Source organism: Mangrovibacterium diazotrophicum (assembly GCF_003610535.1).
In the GTDB taxonomy this organism is placed as follows: Bacteria; Bacteroidota; Bacteroidia; order Bacteroidales; family Prolixibacteraceae; genus Mangrovibacterium; species Mangrovibacterium diazotrophicum.
The window spans coordinates 748,767-766,678 of record NZ_RAPN01000001.1; the positions used below are offsets into that span (position 1 = coordinate 748,767).

Sequence of the window (17,912 nt, forward strand, 5' to 3'; positions counted from 1 at the left end):
TTACAATTCTTTAGTCGTTACCGAATAAATTGAATATTTCGCCAACTGCACCGGTTTACCTGTGTCTTTCAGGTCGTAATCCTGGTCGGTTGGTGTGTCCACATCGGGGAAACGGCGAACATCGCCGGTGCGGAAAGTCAAACGCTCAACGGCGTGTACCGGAGCAAAACAAAGCCCGGTCTTTTTCTTTTCTCCATCAACATAAACATCGAAAAAGCGGTTGCCGCAAGTCAATTCAATGCGAATGGTGTATTCCTGCCCGGCATTGTACGGCATGATATTTCCCATACGATACCCGTTTTTCTGCTGCAGATAGCCATCTTTACTAAAAGCCAGACGCATCGCAGCTGTTCCTTTGGCATCCACCAGTTCAACATCCAGCTGTCCATGGTCGTTTTGTGCCGGCTTCACCTTGAACTCGACAGAAACATTGGTTGCACGCGGGAAGAGACGTTCCGCTTTCGCGTAGTCAAATTCATCCTGATCATTGAGCACCAGGCAGCGGGTGCCAATGGCATCTTTCTCAATGTCAACACGAGCCCAAAGCGGGCTGAAAATATTCCATCGGTCCAATTCTTTGCCTTCCGGCATCTGGTTGAAAACGTCGTTTACATCCGAAGTTTCTTTGTCAACAACCGGAACCGGAACTTTTGAAACCCAAATATCTTCTTTGTTCATACTGTAGGTCACCCACAAATTGCCATCCGCCGGATTACCGTTTCCTTCAGCAATTCCCCGAACATATTGCGGTCCGTATGATTTGTAATTGCCGCCATAACGCATTGGCGAAACTTCGCCATTTACCAACAACAGGTTCGTGAAATCCATGCCGTCGGCACTGGTTGAAATGGCCAAAGGCCAACGGAAATCAGAAGGGTTGTAAACCGTCGCATAGTGACCATCAGATGTGCGTTGTCCCCAAATTTTGGCATTGCTGTTTACAAAACCGGGAGCACGGGTTGGCTTCGTCCAGGTCTGACCTTCATCTTCGCTGATTGCCGCCAAAGCATGCTTCCACAAACCGACAACTTTTCCATCCGGCAAATGGTAAAAATTAAATGCTTTGTAATCGCCTTTCAACGAAATCAGCGGATCGTCGCGATCTGCCTCCTCGTTCCATTGCTGCACCATCAGGCGGTTTGCCAGCAACTCGTCACAGGCTTTCACAAAAGCTTTGTCTTTGCTTTTCTTATAGAATGGGAGTGACGTATTTTTCGCATCCCACCCATGATTATATCGAATGAAATAGATTGGCCCATAAGTACCGTCAATTTTTACCTCGCGAACAACGCGGCCAATGCCGTTTCCGTCATTCGGACTGTCTTTTTCGTTCAGCGAAATCGCGATGTACGCCAGCACCAGCAATTTGTTATTCGAGCTCACATAAAAGCCCATTCGCTGGTGGTTTACGGATTGCAGGTTGTGAGCCACTGCGGTATCACCTTCTTTGCTGAATCCTTCCGGAATATCGTAGGGCGGGAAAATTACTTCGGGTTTCGTCCACTCGTTGCCGTCTTTCGAGGTTTGAATCAAAGTTGCACCCGGCGCAATATGCTCGCCAACCGGATCACTCAGATATTCGAGGAAGAAGGTGTTATTCCAGTACGCCAGCATTGGCGCATGGTTATAGGTCCAGCCCAAACCATCGGCCTGTTCCGGAAATTCACGATTTGCCCTGAAAGTTTGAATATTGTGGACTCCCAACGCCGGCGATAACTGGCCGTGATGATAATCGGGATTATTGAGCGTTTCTCCGGTGTAGTGCGGCAATTCCTGAGCCTGCGAAAGCCCGGTTACGGCAGCTGCCAGAAAAAACGTGTTGATTAATTTCTTTCCAAAGTTCATGTTTCTGATTTGATCTGTTTTGAATTGCGTTCTAAAAAAGTGGAATCCGGCGAAGGTCGAAACGGCCAACCGGATTCCGGCTATCTCATATCAACTAAAGTCCTTTATCTATTTTCGATTGTTTCAGCAGCGCATCCACAACCGATTGCTTTACTTTAAAAATCGTGCCATGTTTGTGCCCTTCCGGCAGTGTCACCTGGTCCGAAATGTCTTCAAACGATTTGAAGTCTTTCGTCCGGGCACAGCCGTATCGCATATTCCCGTAGTCGTCGTAATAAATCAGGTAATCCTCGCCCACTTTCACCACTGTCGGTCCTTCGGATTTGAAGCCGGTGAAAGGATCGGAAATATCGTGCCACGGGCCCAGCGGACTTTCGCCAAAGGCCACTTCAATGTCACGCCTTCGGCGCGTATTATCTTTCAACACCAACACATAATCTTTAGCCCCACGTTTTACGATCACACAGTCGATTACACTGAAGCCCGGATCTAGAAACAGTTTTGTTTCTGTAAAGCTTTTTAAATCCTTCGTTGTGGTGTAATACATGCGGTGGTTGTTCTTTTCCTCCTCTTCGCCTTTTTCAAATTTAAAGGGGATGGTAGATGCCCAGATAATGATGAAACGATCCTGCTCATCGTCATAAAAAAGCTCTGGCGCCCAAACGTTTACCGTTGAAGTATCCGTCATCACCGGAAGCAATTGCTCTTCCGACCAGTGAATCAGATCTTTTGAGCTGGCATAGCCAAAGCCTAAATCTCCTCGCCACGATGATGTCCAAACCAGGTGAAAAGTACCGTCGGGCCCTTGAACAACCGATGGATCGCGCATCACTTTTTGTGCGCCCACCTCCGGTGCCAACCAAGGGCCACCCAAATCGTTCCAATGGTAGCCATCTTCACTGTACGCGAAGAACAAACCTTTATCGGCCGGTTCGCGGAAAGTGCTGAACAGGTAAACTTCCTTTTCCTTTGAACAGGAAATCAAAGTTCCGAACAGAGCTACCAACAATACTATTTTATTCTTCATCATCAATCTACTTTACGCTGTCCAAAACCAACACATAGTCGTGTCCGTCGCCGGCATCTCCCGGAGGATCGAACGATTGCACACCGGTATTTTCAAATTCTCCAATTGCAGAGAACTGTCCGTTTCGTGGGTTGAACCAACTGGCAGTTACTTTGTCGCCAGCAATTTTACCCATCTGAACCGGAATATCGCGACCATTATAACTGTAAATGAATGCGTAGTCGTTGCCACGGGTTGCGATCAGGAAATCATACTTTTCGCCATTCTCACCGGCAATCAAACTTTGATCGGGTACCCGTTCAAAATAAGGGCGCGACAGCATCAACTCTTTCACATATTTCATTTGGTTTGCACCCGGATCGTTAATCGCTTTTGTCCAATAATCTTTAGCGCCGTAAGCAGCCGCTTTGTCGCCAGGCTGGTAAAACTGCATCACGGCACTGTGGCCGTAGGTGTAGCCAAAAGCCCCTGCAAATACCGACCAATAAGCGTAGCGACGCACATCAGCATCGTTCCAGAACGGTTGCAAAGTATCGTGTAATCCCTGCGGAATTCCTTCGTAAGAAGGTTCGCCGTCGATTGTTGGGCGAACAGGAGTCAAATCCCAGTCTTCAAAAATGTACTTGTAGTTGTCCTGCGCATAGCCGCGCTCGGTGTCATCCTGATCGTAACGACGGTGACCGGACTGGATCATATTGAAATCCATCCAGGGCTCATCCAAAAACCAGTCGTTCGACTGCATCCGGCCACGCGGGTGGAAGGTAATTAGGTGATTGGGATCGTTATCTCTCAGCGCATTCCCCAAAATATTCCAGGTGGCAGTTGAGTCGCTTCCAAAAGTGTCGCCGCCATTCAACCAAATAATATTTTTGCGGTCCTTGTAGCGGTCGGCAATCCATTTGCCGTAAACAGCAGCTTCGTCGCGCAAAACACCGCCATCTTTCACATTATTGCCCCACACCGGAACCAAGGCCATGTACAAGCCTTTTTCGGCCGCCAAATCGATGGCATAATCCATGTTGTCCCAGTAATCATATTGAATTGAATCGCTGAAGTCATTTCCTTCAGTAACATTCGGCATTGACACATTGTGATCAACCAAAGCTGAATCGCCGTAAACATTCACCGCGCCCAAGCCATGTAACACCATCACCTGGATAACGTTGAAACCTTGCTCTTTTCTAGTTTCCAGGTAGTTTTCAGTCTCTTCGCGATTCAATTTTGTAAAGAGCAACCAGCCGGTATCGCCCAGCCAAAAGAAAGGCTCGCCATCTTCCGTTTCGAAAAAACGATGGTTAGCCGACACTTTTAATAATTCCATTCCTTTGGGTTCTTCCTTTTTTGCCGCTGGCTGACATGCCGCCAACGTCAATACCGACAAACCCGCAACGAGTAGATTTTTCATTTTCATTTGTTTCTGTTTTATGCTTTGTTTAGCTGTTTTTTTCTCTGTTTCCAACCGACCCAGGTCAGCGAAATATCGGTTGCTCCGCCTTTACAACAAAGGCTTCCAACGTAACCGACTACAATCAGCACCACATGGCTGTACACACCAATCATGTATTTATGCTGCGTGTAATTGAAATTTCCCAAATTCAAAAGAATGGTCTTTTTGCCTTCCATTCCAATCGGTGTTGAAGTGAGCAGCGCCCATGCCGTAAAGAGAATGCTGGCTCCGATTCCCCAATACAGACCTTGCTTGTTGGCCCGTGTACTGAAAATTCCCAATAAGAACATACCCGCAATACCGCCCGAGAAAATAGCGTAAAGTGTAAAGATGATTCCAAGAACGCCCTCGCTACCGGCATTCACATAGAACAAGGCCACGCCGATTGCACCCAAACCAGCCAAAACGATGAACAAGCGTCCCATCATCAATTGCTGTTTGTCGGTACTTTTCGGGAAAATGCGTTTGTAATAGTCTTCCATCAAAATCGCCGAAAGGCAGTTCAAATCCGAGTCGAGGCTGGAAATAGCTGCTGCCATCAATGCCGACAAAATCAAGCCAACAATACCAACCGGCAGTTTTGTTAAAATGAAATAAGGGAACACAGCGTCCGCCTCAATATCGGCAGGTAACGGAGCCCCGGTAATTTTATAGTACGAAAACAATGCAGTTCCAATAAACATGAACATGGCCCAAACAGGAACACTCAGCAAAACCCCGATCAATGAGGCTTTGATAGCTGCTTTGTCCGTCTTCGCTGTCAAATAGCGCTGTACGATTGTTTGGTCGGTTCCGTATTTCTGAATGGCGTAAAACACACCATTTAATGCCATTACCCAAAAGGTAAGATGCACAAAATTCCAATCAAACGGGCCAAAGCCAATTCGGTCGCTTGCCATCGCCACGCGCCAAACTTCCATCGGGCCACCTTCCGGCGTAAACAACAAAATGCCAAGAGCTATCACACCTCCGATGATCAGCAAGAAACCCTGGATCACATCCAGCCAGATAACTGCTTCAATTCCGCCTAACATTGTAAGAAGAATTACTGCAGCTCCGATAATCCAAATAATCGTTACAGTATCCAATCCAATCATTTTACTCAACGCCAACGAAATCAGAAAAAACACCGTTCCCATCTTGGAAAAGTGGGTCAGGATGAAGCTTATCGACGTGTAAAAACGGGCAAATTTACCGAAACGTTTTTCAAAGTATTCGTAGGTACTTAGCTGAATGACATGCCGAAATAGAGGCACAACAAATCCCACAATCGCAACAAGAACAATCGGCACCATCAAGCCCTGAACCAGCCGAATCCAGTTTGAAGTATAACCTTCACCGGGATAGGCCAAAAATGTGATACTGCTGATCAGTGTTGCCAAAATCGAAATACCAATCGCCCAGGAAGGAATCGATCCGGCAGCTTTGAAATAGTTGTTGGTATCTTTTTGACGTTTCGAGAACCAAAAGCCGACTCCCAGGGAGACGACCAAGGTCAGAAACATGATAAAGTAGTCGAGGAAATGTATGTTCGGTGTAGGATTCATCGCGTCTAGATCTGATTAGTTTAATTGGTTGGTTTGATATTTTTTTTTTGGCTTCGTTTAATTTAGTTCAGGAATAATACATTCGGGCCAGAGGTAACTGCCCGGTTTGGTGACCAAGCACAAGCCCGGATAATCGTCCACCTCCATTTCAATAATACCGTAATCCAACTCGCCAACCGGCCTCAAACTGGTTATTTTTAGCTTTTGGAAGATCTGGGCCGCTGTTGCACCACCTTCAATGTACAGCTCCTGAATTTTCGTCAACTCAAAAATTTTCTTCACCAACAGCCCGATTTCTTTTCGGATTCGGTCGGGAGAGATTGACGGTACTTTCGAACTTGTAAAGATAGTTGTAATGACGACTTTCCGTTCCTGCCCCAACCAGGATGCCACATTTTCGGCCATTTCCTGAATCGTAGACGGATCTTTATCCGAAAGTTTGAAGTAGTCTTCAGACAAGTTGATAAACATCAAGCCTGCCATTTTCATCTTTTTGAAAAGCTCGAACGTTTTGGGGAAAGTGCTGCCAAAAATAAACAGCGAATGATGTTCCTCGCTACTGTTGAACTCGACGTCTGCTCTTTGCGATTCGTGGTTCTTCATCAGAATTGCCTCGAAGAATCCAGCTCCTCCGCCGTAAACAGTCTGGTCGTCCAATAACTCAGCCCAGCTCGACAGATCTTTTTCCGATTCGACGTTTCCAACAATGAAACCCGCATCCGGTAGCTCCTCGCCTAAATTCAGCGAAGAAATCAATTCCGGATCAGATCCTAAAATATCTTTTACACGGCTCGATTTCAACGGAAACTCCGGGTCGAAAGCAAAGGAAGTTTTTGCAAGTGGAGTCCCGTCGACATAGTACACGCCGTCTTTGACTAATCTTTTAAAATGCGGGTTTGCCGGGATAATCAAAACCCTTGATTTCCCTTCCGTTTTTTGCTGGCTGATCAGTTCTTCGTAGACATTTCCACGCAGAACAGAATCCAGTTTTTTATATATAAAATCCGGTTTCAGCAGCAGAAGTTTTTGAGTAATTTCTTCGATTTTGGCAACCGAATCGTCGGCGGACATCGACCGCGTGTCAGCAGCAATAATCAATAAATCTGCATCTCCTGACCCGGTCACCTCCGTCTCGATCAAGACCTTCAATCCATATTGAAGGCCAATTCCCCCAACTTCGGCAGCTCCCGTGAAATCATCTGCAATAACTGCTATCATCGTCTTTATTTTATTGATTTTGATAGAGCTTAATTGCGTAATCCATCGCAAACACAAGGGCATCAGGGCTGGCAATGCCTTTTCCGGCAATTTCAAACGCTGTTCCGTGATCGACAGATGTACGGATAATTGGCAATCCAAGCGTAATGTTAACACCTTTCACGCTCTTCATGGCTTGCTTTTCTTCGTCCCAAATAAAGCCAACAAGCTTGAATGGGATGTGTCCCTGGTCGTGGTACATGGCCACACAACCATCGAAACTTCCGCCATTGGCCAAGGCGAACAAGGTATCCGGCGGATAAGGGCCGGCAACCTGGATTCCGAGGTGTTTTGCCTCGTTGATGGCCGGCAGTATTTCTTCCGTCTCTTCGCTTCCGAACAAACCTCCGTCGCCCGCATGCGGGTTCAGACCGGCAACACCGATCCGGGGATTTGCAATACCGATTCGCTTTAATGCGTCGTTTGTCAAGCGGATGACATCCAACACACGCTGTTTTTTAACCAAATCGCAGGCCTGGCGCAGCGAAACATGCGTGCTCACATGCGTCACTTTGATTTTCTCATCGGCCAGCAACATGGTGTATTTTTCGGTTCCGGTGAAATGGGCATAAATTTCAGTGTGTCCCGAAAAATGGTGGCCAGCCAGGTTGATCGCTTCTTTGTGAATTGGCCCGGTAACCGTGCCGTCAACATCACCATTCATCGCCAATTCAATGGCTTTGCGAACCGCTCTAAAAGCCAGATCGCCGGCCTCTGCGGTCACTTTCCCGTGTGTAATCTTACTCTTGTCGACCGGAATGTCGTAAATATCGATGGTACCAAAACTCAGTTTGGCTTCTTTTACATCTTTAATCGGGTTGATTTTCAAATCAACTCCTGTCAGCTTAATGGCTTCTTCCATTACTTCAACATTGCCCACCAAAAGCGGAAGGCATTTGTCGAAAACAGTTGGATCAGCAAAAGCTTTTGCAGCGATCTCCGGACCAATCCCTGCCGGATCGCCCATGGTTACTGCTAATATGATTTTATCTTTCATCGTGTTCGTTCTTAAAGATTTAAATTACTCAAGAAGGCTTTCACTTCTTTTCGGTAGTCTGCCTCCACCCCATTTTCCATGCGGTAAATCGGCGGCATAACCTGTGTTCCGCACAACCCTTGTTCGTCCATAATCACTTTCAGGGCAGCCAATGACTCGCCCAGCGTGCGTCCTTTTTGGTACAGTGCTCCCAGGTTGTTCGTTAGTTGTTGTAATTGTTCAACCTGCTCCCAATTGCCGTTTAGCGCATTCGCATACAAATCGGCATACAATTTTGGGGTAAAGTTTCCGGTGCTCGGTACAATGCCGTCCGAACCGTTTTTTAAAGCATAACCGGACATGGCTGCCCAACCAATCAGGTGAACAAAATCTTCGCGGTCGCGCCACAAATCCAAAGCCTGATCCAGACGTTTTTCATCGCGTTCTGAATCTTTCAATCCCACCACGTTCGGGTGATAGCTCAGCTTTTCTATAATATCGAGCGGGATAGAATAGCCGGTAGTAGCAGTAATGTTGTAAAAGATGAGCGGAGCCGGACTGGCGTCGGCCAGTTGCTCGCAAAAGCGGGCAGCCTGTGCATCGGTCAGCGGGTAGTATGAGGGCACGTTTGCCACAACCACATCAGCTCCCATATCGGCAAAACATTTGGCCATTTCAATGGATTCGGGCAGGCAATTCGACGAGATTCCGGCATAAACAACCGCTTTGCCTTTCGCCACTTCAACGGTCGCTTCAACCAAATCTTTCTTCTGCTGAAAAGACAGAGAGCTTGCCTCGCCAGTCGTTCCTGCGATAAACGGCGCAACGTTGTAATTTAAGAAGTTGCCCACAATCCACTTCACCGCTTCCTGGTCAACAGTCAAATCATCCTTCAGCGGCGATATCATCGGCACAATGACTCCTTTATATGGGTTGTTCTTTTTCATCGTTATTTAGTAGTTTCTTTTCGGTTTTTCTTAATTAGTAAGCTTTTCTGTAAATCTCCAATGCGTCATCAAAACTAATTTCGCGCACATTATTTCGCAGCAAGCGCTGTACTTTCAGTGCTGAAGTAGCAATATCTTCCAAAGCGGCTTCCGGTATCTCCAAAGCAGAAAGCTTTAAAGGAATATTCAAATCGACAATCCAGTTTTTGATGGCCTCAATCCCTTTCGCGGCATATTCTTCATCCGAAGAGCAGGCTTCTACTCCAATCGTTTTGGCAATAATGGCAAAACGCTCAGTTGCAGCAGGAAGGTTGTATTCGAGTACATAAGGTAGCATCACGGCGTTCGACAAACCGTGTGCAATTTTGTACTTACTTCCCAGCGGATAAGCCAACGCATGCACCGCAGCCGTATTTACCGGGCCAAGGCACATTCCGCCATAAACACTTCCCAAAGCAACAGCCGCCCGGGCCTCCAAATCGTCTCCCTGATCGTAAGCTTTTTTCAGATTCTTAAAAATCAGCTGCATGCCGTCCAGCGCAAAACGATCGATAACCGGATGTGCGAAACGGTTGATAAATGCTTCGAGGCAGTGCGTAAAAGCGTCAATCCCGGTAAAAGCAGTCACTGCCGGCGGAACACCAACAGTCAGCAACGGATCAATATAAGCAGCATCAGGCATCAAAAACGGGCTGATGACACCTTTCTTTTCATTGTCGGTTGTATCGAGGAAAATGGCATTCGGAGAAACCTCGCTACCTGTTCCGGCAGTTGTTGGCAAGCAGGCCAAATAAGTTGACCGGCCTTTCAGGTTTCCAATACCAATAATTTCGGATGTTGTTTGTGTGTTTTCCAATTGGGCAGCAATGAATTTTGCCGCGTCCAATACGCTCCCTCCGCCAATACCGGCAACAGCGTCGGTTTTAAATTCTCGCGCTTCGGCCAGGATTCCTTCAACTTCTGCGAAACTTGGCTCAGCTGCAATCTGCTCATTCACTTGAACCAGAATACCGGCTTGTCCTAGTTGATCGAAGTAAGCCTGCAAAAGTGGGCGCACCACCGGAATGCTCAACACAAAAAGGCGTTGGTATCCTTTTTTGACAAAATCTTCAAAAAATTGCGCTAAGCTCCCGTCTCCGATAACCAATTGTGAGGGAGTATTTAATTTGATTAGCTCCATTAATTTCTTTCTTATTTGATTCTATAATCTTCGAAGATGTGATTATTCGAACCACCGAAAGGATGTATTGAGGCATAGCACCAACATCATCTTCTAAGACAGGTCGAAGATAATGTAAACGTTTACATTATCCAAATTAAAACAAAAAAATAATGCCGCTTATTTAAAGGACATTATTCAATGTAAACGATTTTCACGCTAGCAGGAATGTCGTACTTTCAATTCCGAATTCAGTGTCATGTGGATACACGGCCGTTTGGGATCTTTGATCCGCTGAATGAGCAACTCACCAGCACGCTTGCCAATTTCGTAGGCTGGTTGGCGCACGGCAGTCAACGGTGGATTCAGGGCATTGGACCAATTCATGTCATCAAAACCGAGCACGGCAATATCTTTTGGTATCTGAAGCTTTCTTCCGTTAATAACTTCCAATGCCCCTAAAGTAATCAGATTGTTACCGGTAAACAGGGCATCCGGCGGGTTCTTCATATTCAACAGCTTTTCGGTAACCTGCATACCACTTGCATAACTTGAGTCGCCTTGAATGATCAGGTTTTCATCCAGTTCCAAACCGTGATCCTGCATGGCATTGCGATAGCCTTCCAAGCGAAGCCGACTTGAAGGAATCGTTGGCAAACCACCAATGTGGGCAATCCGTTTGTAGCCTTTTTCAATCATGAAACTCACAGCCTGGTAGGCACTTTCCAGGTTATTCACCCAAACCACGTCAACGTCCATCCCTTTCAAACCACGGTCGACACAGACTACCGGCAAACCGTTACGAACGATTTTCTTCACCCGCTGGTCATCTTCATGAGCCGGTGCCGCAATCAAACCGTCAATCGCTTCCGATTCCAGGATCTCCAGGTACATTGCTTCTTTCTTTTCGTCCTGGCTGAAATTACACATAATGATCACGTAATTATTTTGGTAGGCGACATCTTCGATTCCACGTAAAACATCAACATAGAACGGGTTCTGAATGTCAGGAATGAGCACACCCAGCAAATTGCCGGCTCCGCTTTTCGAGCGCAAGCGCTTGGCTACCCGACTGGGCTGGTATTTGAGCTCCTTAATGGCTTTCAGAATTTTCATCCGGGTTTCTTCATTCACACTTTCGCTATTATTCAGTACCCGGGAAACAGTAGCTATAGAAACACCCGCCCGCTTGGCGACTTCATTCATACTTGCCATAAGATCAATTCAATTTGAAGTTTAAATACACTTTGATTTTCCTAATGTAGAAAAAATCTTCGCAAATGTAAACGATTTCATGAAGATAGTTGTAATTTTCCTGAGTTTTTCTGAGATGAGCCATTGTTGCTGCCTCTAAAACATAAAACCTGATTTTTCATTATCTATTCAATAAACTAATAAACATGAAGTATTTCGCTTATTTATGCTTACTGACCATCTTCACCGCCTGCTCGTCGGGCAGCAAGCCTAAAGTTGAAGAATCCCCTGAACCCGTAAAATGGAGCATCAAAATGGCCGACGCCGTGATGACCCGCAGTGACAGCCTCGGTTATTACAATGGCCGTACCCGTCGTGGTTGGTCGTACGATGTTGCTCTGCTGGGAATGGCCATCGACAAACTGGGGAACATCGATCCCAAATATTCGGCCTACATGAAAACAGATATCGACGCAATGGTCGACGAAAACGGCAATGTGGCCCGCTACGATTCGACAAAATTCAATATCGACTATGTGAACCCGGCCAAAAACCTCCTGATTTTGTGGGAGAAAACAGGAGACGAAAAATACAAAAAAGCGGTTGGCCAGTTTGTTCGTCAAATGGAAAACCACCCGAAAACAAAAACAGGCGGATACTGGCACAAAAAGATCTACCCCTGGCAAATTTGGTTGGATGGTGTTTACATGGGCATGCCTTTCCTGACTGAATATGCCAAAGATTTTAACGATCCTCGCTGGTTTGATGTGGCTACCCACGAAATCATCCTGGTGCATGAAAAAACCTTAGACCCGACAACAGGCCTTTTATATCATGCCTGGGACGAGAGTAAAGAGCAAAAGTGGGCTAACCCGGAAACCGGCCAGTCGCCGCACTTCTGGAGTCGCGCGATGGGCTGGTATGTAATGGCTATTGTTGATGTACTGGATTATCTGCCGGAAGATCATAAAGACCGGGCTGAGATTATCAAGATACTGCAGGAAACCTGCGATGCACTGCTAAAAGTTCGCGATCCGAAATCGGGCGCCTGGTACCAGGTGTTGGATCAGGGTGGTCGAGAAGGAAACTACCTGGAAGGCTCGGGAACGGCGATGTACATTTACGCTTTTGCCAAAGGTGCAAAGAAAGGCTATCTCGATCCGAAATACAAAGAAATCGCTGCTGATGCTTTCGACGATATGGTGAAAACCTTCATTGTAACCGGCGATGACGGATTACCGAACATGGTGAATATCTGCGGAAGTTGCGGTTTGGGTGGAAGCCCGACCTATCGCGACGGAAGTTACGAATACTACACTACCGAAAAGATCAATACCAACGATACCAAAGGTGTTGCTCCATTTATTTTAGCTGCCATTGAAACGGACAAATAAACCTCGCTGCAAATAATAACGAAGGCTCTGATTTTACCAATCAGGGCCTTTATTTTTTCTCCACAACACGGGCACGCCAGCTGTTCTCATTTAGCACGAGCGACGAATCATTGCAACGAATGGCAGTATTAGCTGGTACACCAAGGGAAATAAAAAAGAGGTTTTGAATGAACGAATTCAACAAAACCTCTCCAAATAATCAATTACCAATTATCATAAAAACAAAAACTATCCTATTTCATCAATGGGATCCAAACGCTCATCTCCCCTTTCCCCCGGTTATCCCAAGCGTAGTAAGGCACAAAACGGAGCGGAATCCGTGTTTCTTTTTCATCCAAATTTACAGGTTGATACAACTTGTTTTTCCAGCTGCTATCGCCAAGTAAAACACCTTCGCCTTTCAACGCGACCAGTCTCGCACCATCAATTTCAATCGCCTCCAAGTTCAGTTCCGAAGCCGCATCAACAGCAACATTGAACACATCAACTCCTACAGGCAAATCAGCTGTTTCCACGCAATACACCACAGGGCCGCGTTGCACCGCTACCAAGCCCCGGTTGGCTTCAACCATCGGGTTGGTTGCCATCAGCTGCACCGGCATCGGCATGTTCAAACTGATTTGATCGCCCTTTTTCCATTTGCGCGTGACAGCCACATAAGTTCCCGGTTGACCGTCGGTTGCCACCGGCTCACCATTCACCTTTAATTCAGTCCCATTGCACCAAGCCGGAATACGCAGGTGAACGCTCATTTCCTTTTTCAATGTTTTTTGAATCGTCAGCACAACCGCTCCATCCCAGGGATAATCTGTTTGTTGGCTGAGTTGGAGAGCGTCGCCGTCTTCCAAAGTGGTGTTCAAATCATTGGCACCGTAGAAATTCACATACAAACCGTCTTTCGACAAACTGTACATGTAATTGCTGATTTCGGCAACCGTACGGGCGGTATTTGGAGGACAGCAGTTGCAGTAGGTGATATACGGCTCGCGATCTTTCGACCAGCGCAAATCATGCGAAACCTCGTCGGCCACGGCCAGCGGGTTGGCGTAGAAATGACGAATACCATCAAGGCTCACCGCTCCCAGCAGACTGTTGTACATCACTTGCTCCATCACATCGGCATATTTGGCGTCAGCTGTAACCTGCAACATGCGCCAGTTCCAAAGCAAGTTGCCAATATTGGCGCACGATTCATTATGCGCCGTCAGGTTCGGCAACTCGTAATCCTCGCCGTAGGCCTGATGAACCTGCTGAATCGACGGTTGATCGTAAGTGGTTCCGTTTGGCGAAACGCCATCGTACAAGGCCCCACAGGCACCGGTGATGTACATTTTATTTTCAACCAGGTCGTGCCAAATCGAATCAAGCGCCGTCATCAATGTCTCGTCCCCGGTTTCGGCATACACATCGGCAGCTCCGGCGTAGAGGTAATTGGCACGAACGGCATGGCCCTGCGCCTTGGTTTGCTCGCGAAAAGGAATGCGATCCTGGTTATGATCATGTCCCTCTTCAACCTGGTCGCGGATATCAATCAGTCCTTTTGCGAGCTCCAGGTAACGCGGGTCACCCAAGGTGCGGTACATTTCCGTTACGCCCATGTAATGTGACGGACAAATAGCATTTTGCGCCAACTCGTAAGCATGATTTTTATAGTAATCGTAAAGGAAATCAGTTGCTTTTATCGCAATGTCGAGCAGGTTGCGTTTTCCCGTCAGGCGATAATGCACACAAGCCGCTGTCATCAGATGCCCCATGTTGTAGGTTTCAAAATCCATCCGCTCGGCAAACTCGGCTCTTTGTTCCGGATGCTCCCGCTCTTTGATCATCACCGGGGTGTGAATATAACCATCGGCACGCTGCGTCATACCAATCACGGCGATGATCGAATCGATCTTTTGATTCAGGGCTTGATCGTTGTTTTCAGCAGCAATCACAATGGCCGCTTCCAGCATTTTGTAAAAGTCGCCATCGTGAAACGGAGGGCCAATATGCTCGCCATCTTTCAGTCCTGCCGCAATCTCAAAGTTGGCAAAACCATGACTGATTGAATCGTTCAGATACATATCGAGCATGTGCGGTATCATACTGTCTTCGCAAACCCGGTACCGATCGGCCCAAAAACCGGTCGTCCAGCGCACATCGGTCAGATTCACCGATTCCAGTTTCGCGAACTTGCTTTTCGAGGTATCTACCAGGCCTTTGTACTGTGCCTGCACAAAGGAAACAGCCAACAGCAGTAAAATTGACGTGATTGAATATTTGAACATGACTTAGTTTGAGTTTTGAATTTGAAATGAATACGTGCCGGAACCAACTTCAACGACCAGATAATCCCCATCGCGTCCGGCAATCGCTATATCTTTTCGGTTTGAAATTGGCTTTCCGTTTTCCGAAACCGAAGTTGCGTCATTGGCCAGCAAGTAAATTTTTGCTGAAGTATTGGCCGGTACCTCCACCGTTTGCACAAAGGCATCTTCTTTTCGCTCCCATCCCGACCGAATTTCTCCATAAATGGACTGATAATTCGCCTTGGCAAATTGTAGCTGTTCCGTTGGCACTGGTTTAACGACGAATTTTTTATAGCCTGCCACAGCAGGATCTTCCTGCAACCCGGCCACCGTTTGATAAAGCCAGTTGCCCACTGCCCCGTAAGCATAGTGGTTGAAGGAGTTCATCCCCACATCCTGGAACGAGCCGTCGGGCTTGATGCAATCCCAGCGCTCCCAAATGGTAGTCGCCCCTTTGGTTACCGGGTACAACCACGACGGATAACGTTTATTGAAAAGCAATTTGTAGGCAACATCCGGATAGCCGTAATCGCTCAGGGCCTGGCACAAAAGAGGTGTTCCAACAAAGCCGGTTGTCAGGTGACCAAAATGATTCACATCGTCGGCCAGGCGTTTGGCCACAACCGGAACTAAGTTTTCCGGAAGCAGTTTAAAGCACAAGGCCAACACGTAGGCAGTCTGTGTGCCCGAAGTCAAGCGACCAGTTTCGGTAACAAACTCCCGGTTAAAAGCTTCTTTTATTTTGGGCAGAATAGCCGCATAACGAGCAGCATCTTCCTTCTTGCCCAGGATTTCAGCAGTCTTTTGCATCAATCCGGTTGTGTGATAGAAATAAGCCGTTGCAATCAGCTCTTTATCTGTATTTGCTCCCGCATAACCATAGTCAGGTGCATTGTAGTAGTACGAATAATACTCGGCAAAAGCCAGCCAGTCGCCAAAGTGGAATCCTGCACTGAACACATAGTTGTCGCCCGATTCGCGAATCATGTATTCTTCCCAGCCTTTCATCGAGGCATACTGCCGTTCCAGAATTCCGGTATCGCCGTATGCCCGGTATACCGTCCACGGAATAATCACCGACGCATCGGCCCAGGCTGTTGCTCCAAAGCCATCCGACCAACCGGTACCGCCGCCGTCTTTCACCACATTAGGCACGACCCAAGGCACACTGCCATTCTCTTTTTGGTCCACCGGAAAATCTTGCATCCACTTGGTGTAAAATGAAGCTGCGTCGACATTGAAACAGGCTGTTGGTGCAAAAACCTGTGCATCGCCGGTCCAACCCAAACGCTCATCACGCTGCGGACAATCGGTTGGCACATCGAGGAAATTACCGCGCAGTCCCCATTGAATATTCTTTTGCAGGCGATTCACCAAAGTATCCGAGCAAACAAAATCGCCGGTTTCCGTCATCGCCGAATGCACCACGCAAGCTTCCAGATCGTCTACCGTCACCTCGCCCGGGTAATCACTGATTTTCACATAGCGAAAACCATGAAAAGTGAAACGCGGTGCATAACTTTCAACACCGTCACCCTTGAAAATATATTCGTCCTCCGCTTTCGCGACACGCAGGTTAGCCGTGTAAAAATTGCCCTCCTGATCCAGCACTTCGGCGTGATTCAGGACAACTTTGTCGCCTTTATTTCCTTTAAGTTTAAAGTGTACCCAGCCCACCAGGTTTTGCCCGAAATCGAATACCAGTTCCCCTTTGGGAGTGATGATTTTTTCAATCGGTTGAATGCGCTGTATCACCTGAACGGGAACGCCATCCGAAGCCACCAGGTTGTCGTAACCATAATCTTTCGTTTCTACGCCATTCCATTCACGGTCATCAAATCCGGCAGTATTCCAGCCAGTTTGTTCCAAACGCGCATCGTAAGTCTCGCCATTGTAGATATCCGATTTCAGGATCGGGCCGGTGCCGGCTTTCCAGTTTTCATCGCTGCAAATCATCTCTGAAGTGCCGTCAGCGTATTCAATTTGAAGTTGAAAAAGCAAAGCCACGTTCTCACCATACGTATTCTTGTTTCCCTGCCAAACCAGAAAACCGCGATACCAACCGTCGCCCAAAACGACGCCAATCGCATTTTCGCCTTTCGCCAATAAACCGGTAACATCGTAAGCCTGGTATTGCAAACGCTCCTGATAACTGGTCCAACCAGGCGTAAACAAATCGTCACTCACTTTCGAGCCGTTCATGCTCAACTCGTACAAACCATGACAAGTCACAAAAGCGGTTGCTTTGCTGATCGGCTTCGGGGCCTGAAACGTTCTTCTCAAATAAGGAGAGGGTGTCGATTTTGACACATCTTCATCCAGCTTCGGCTCAATCCATTGGGCTTTCCAGTCGGCATGACTTAACAAGCCCAGCTCGAAAAATACCGGTTCGCTCCAGGCAGATTCCTTCCCGCGATTGTTGCGAATGCGTACCTGCCAGTAAACCCGTTCGCCGGATGCCAGTTTCTGCCCGGCATAGGCCAGCTGATTAGACTGATCGCTTTCAACCCAATCAGTATTCCACAATAAATCGGCTTTGTTCTTCAATTCGGCTGCCGTAGCAGCACAGCGAATTTGGTACGCTTGCTGCATGCTTCCGCGCTCCGAATCCTGCATTTCCCAGCTCAACCGGGGATTTGCCATCCCCAATCCAATCGGGTTGTGCTTGTATTCTGTTCTCAGATTGACGGCAGCTAATTTTGTCTGATTGCCGCCCATCGCACTTCCATCCACGAAGAGAAAAGTGAACGCGACACACAGCAATGAGCTGGCAATTGTTAGTCGTTTTTTCAATAAGTTGATCATATCCCGTTAATTATTCGTTTATCGTT

At 47.2% G+C, this 17,912-nt stretch carries 12 protein-coding genes; 1 reads left to right on the top strand and 11 read right to left on the bottom strand.

Features of this window, described 5'->3' with window-relative positions; all coding sequences use genetic code 11:
• The 9 genes from BC643_RS03100 to BC643_RS03140 form a co-directional block, all read right to left on the bottom strand.
• A complete protein-coding gene (locus tag BC643_RS03100) occupies nt 1-1,845 on the bottom strand; it encodes an exo-alpha-sialidase (RefSeq protein ID WP_120274120.1) in 1,845 nt (614 codons plus the stop codon).
• Between the two features lie 94 nt (nt 1,846-1,939).
• Complete coding sequence (locus tag BC643_RS03105; RefSeq protein WP_120271710.1) at nt 1,940-2,875, bottom strand: glycoside hydrolase family 43 protein; 936 nt, start codon at nt 2,873-2,875, stop codon at nt 1,940-1,942.
• Nucleotides 2,876-2,879: 4 nt separating this feature from the next.
• Nucleotides 2,880-4,277, bottom strand: coding sequence for a glycoside hydrolase family 140 protein (locus BC643_RS03110; RefSeq protein WP_120274121.1), 1,398 nt, complete (start codon nt 4,275-4,277; stop codon nt 2,880-2,882).
• Nucleotides 4,278-4,294: 17 nt separating this feature from the next.
• Nucleotides 4,295-5,866, bottom strand: a complete 1,572-nt coding sequence (locus BC643_RS03115; RefSeq protein ID WP_120271711.1) for a sodium:solute symporter — start codon at nt 5,864-5,866, stop codon at nt 4,295-4,297.
• A gap of 57 nt (nt 5,867-5,923) precedes the next feature.
• Nucleotides 5,924-7,084 (bottom strand): four-carbon acid sugar kinase family protein, encoded by a 1,161-nt coding sequence (locus BC643_RS03120; protein ID WP_170154437.1) that lies wholly within the window; start codon nt 7,082-7,084, stop codon nt 5,924-5,926.
• 10 nt (nt 7,085-7,094) lie between these two features.
• Entirely contained in the window at nt 7,095-8,120 is a 1,026-nt protein-coding gene (pdxA, locus tag BC643_RS03125) for a 4-hydroxythreonine-4-phosphate dehydrogenase PdxA (protein ID WP_120271713.1), read from the bottom strand.
• Between the two features lie 11 nt (nt 8,121-8,131).
• Nucleotides 8,132-9,046, bottom strand: a complete 915-nt coding sequence (locus tag BC643_RS03130) for a dihydrodipicolinate synthase family protein (RefSeq protein ID WP_120271714.1) — start codon at nt 9,044-9,046, stop codon at nt 8,132-8,134.
• A 34-nt stretch (nt 9,047-9,080) separates the two neighbouring features.
• Entirely contained in the window at nt 9,081-10,226 is a 1,146-nt protein-coding gene (locus tag BC643_RS03135) for an iron-containing alcohol dehydrogenase (protein WP_120271715.1), read from the bottom strand.
• A gap of 198 nt (nt 10,227-10,424) precedes the next feature.
• Nucleotides 10,425-11,420 carry a LacI family DNA-binding transcriptional regulator gene (locus tag BC643_RS03140; protein ID WP_120271716.1) on the bottom strand — a complete coding sequence of 332 codons (996 nt, stop codon included), beginning with the start codon at nt 11,418-11,420 and terminating at the stop codon, nt 10,425-10,427.
• Nucleotides 11,421-11,605: 185 nt separating this feature from the next.
• Between BC643_RS03140 and BC643_RS03145 the strand changes: the two genes are divergently transcribed.
• On the top strand, nt 11,606-12,793 hold the full coding sequence (locus BC643_RS03145) for a glycoside hydrolase family 88/105 protein (RefSeq protein WP_120271717.1): 1,188 nt from the start codon (nt 11,606-11,608) through the stop codon (nt 12,791-12,793).
• Nucleotides 12,794-13,026: 233 nt separating this feature from the next.
• Here the strand turns inward: BC643_RS03145 and BC643_RS03150 are convergent, their stop codons facing one another.
• On the bottom strand, nt 13,027-15,060 hold the full coding sequence (locus BC643_RS03150) for an aceric acid hydrolase (RefSeq protein ID WP_120271718.1): 2,034 nt from the start codon (nt 15,058-15,060) through the stop codon (nt 13,027-13,029).
• A gap of 3 nt (nt 15,061-15,063) precedes the next feature.
• The gene (locus tag BC643_RS03155; RefSeq protein WP_120271719.1) at nt 15,064-17,886 is read right to left on the bottom strand and encodes an alpha-L-rhamnosidase; all 2,823 of its coding nucleotides are present in this window, start codon (nt 17,884-17,886) and stop codon (nt 15,064-15,066) included.
• Nucleotides 17,887-17,912 lie beyond the last annotated feature (26 nt).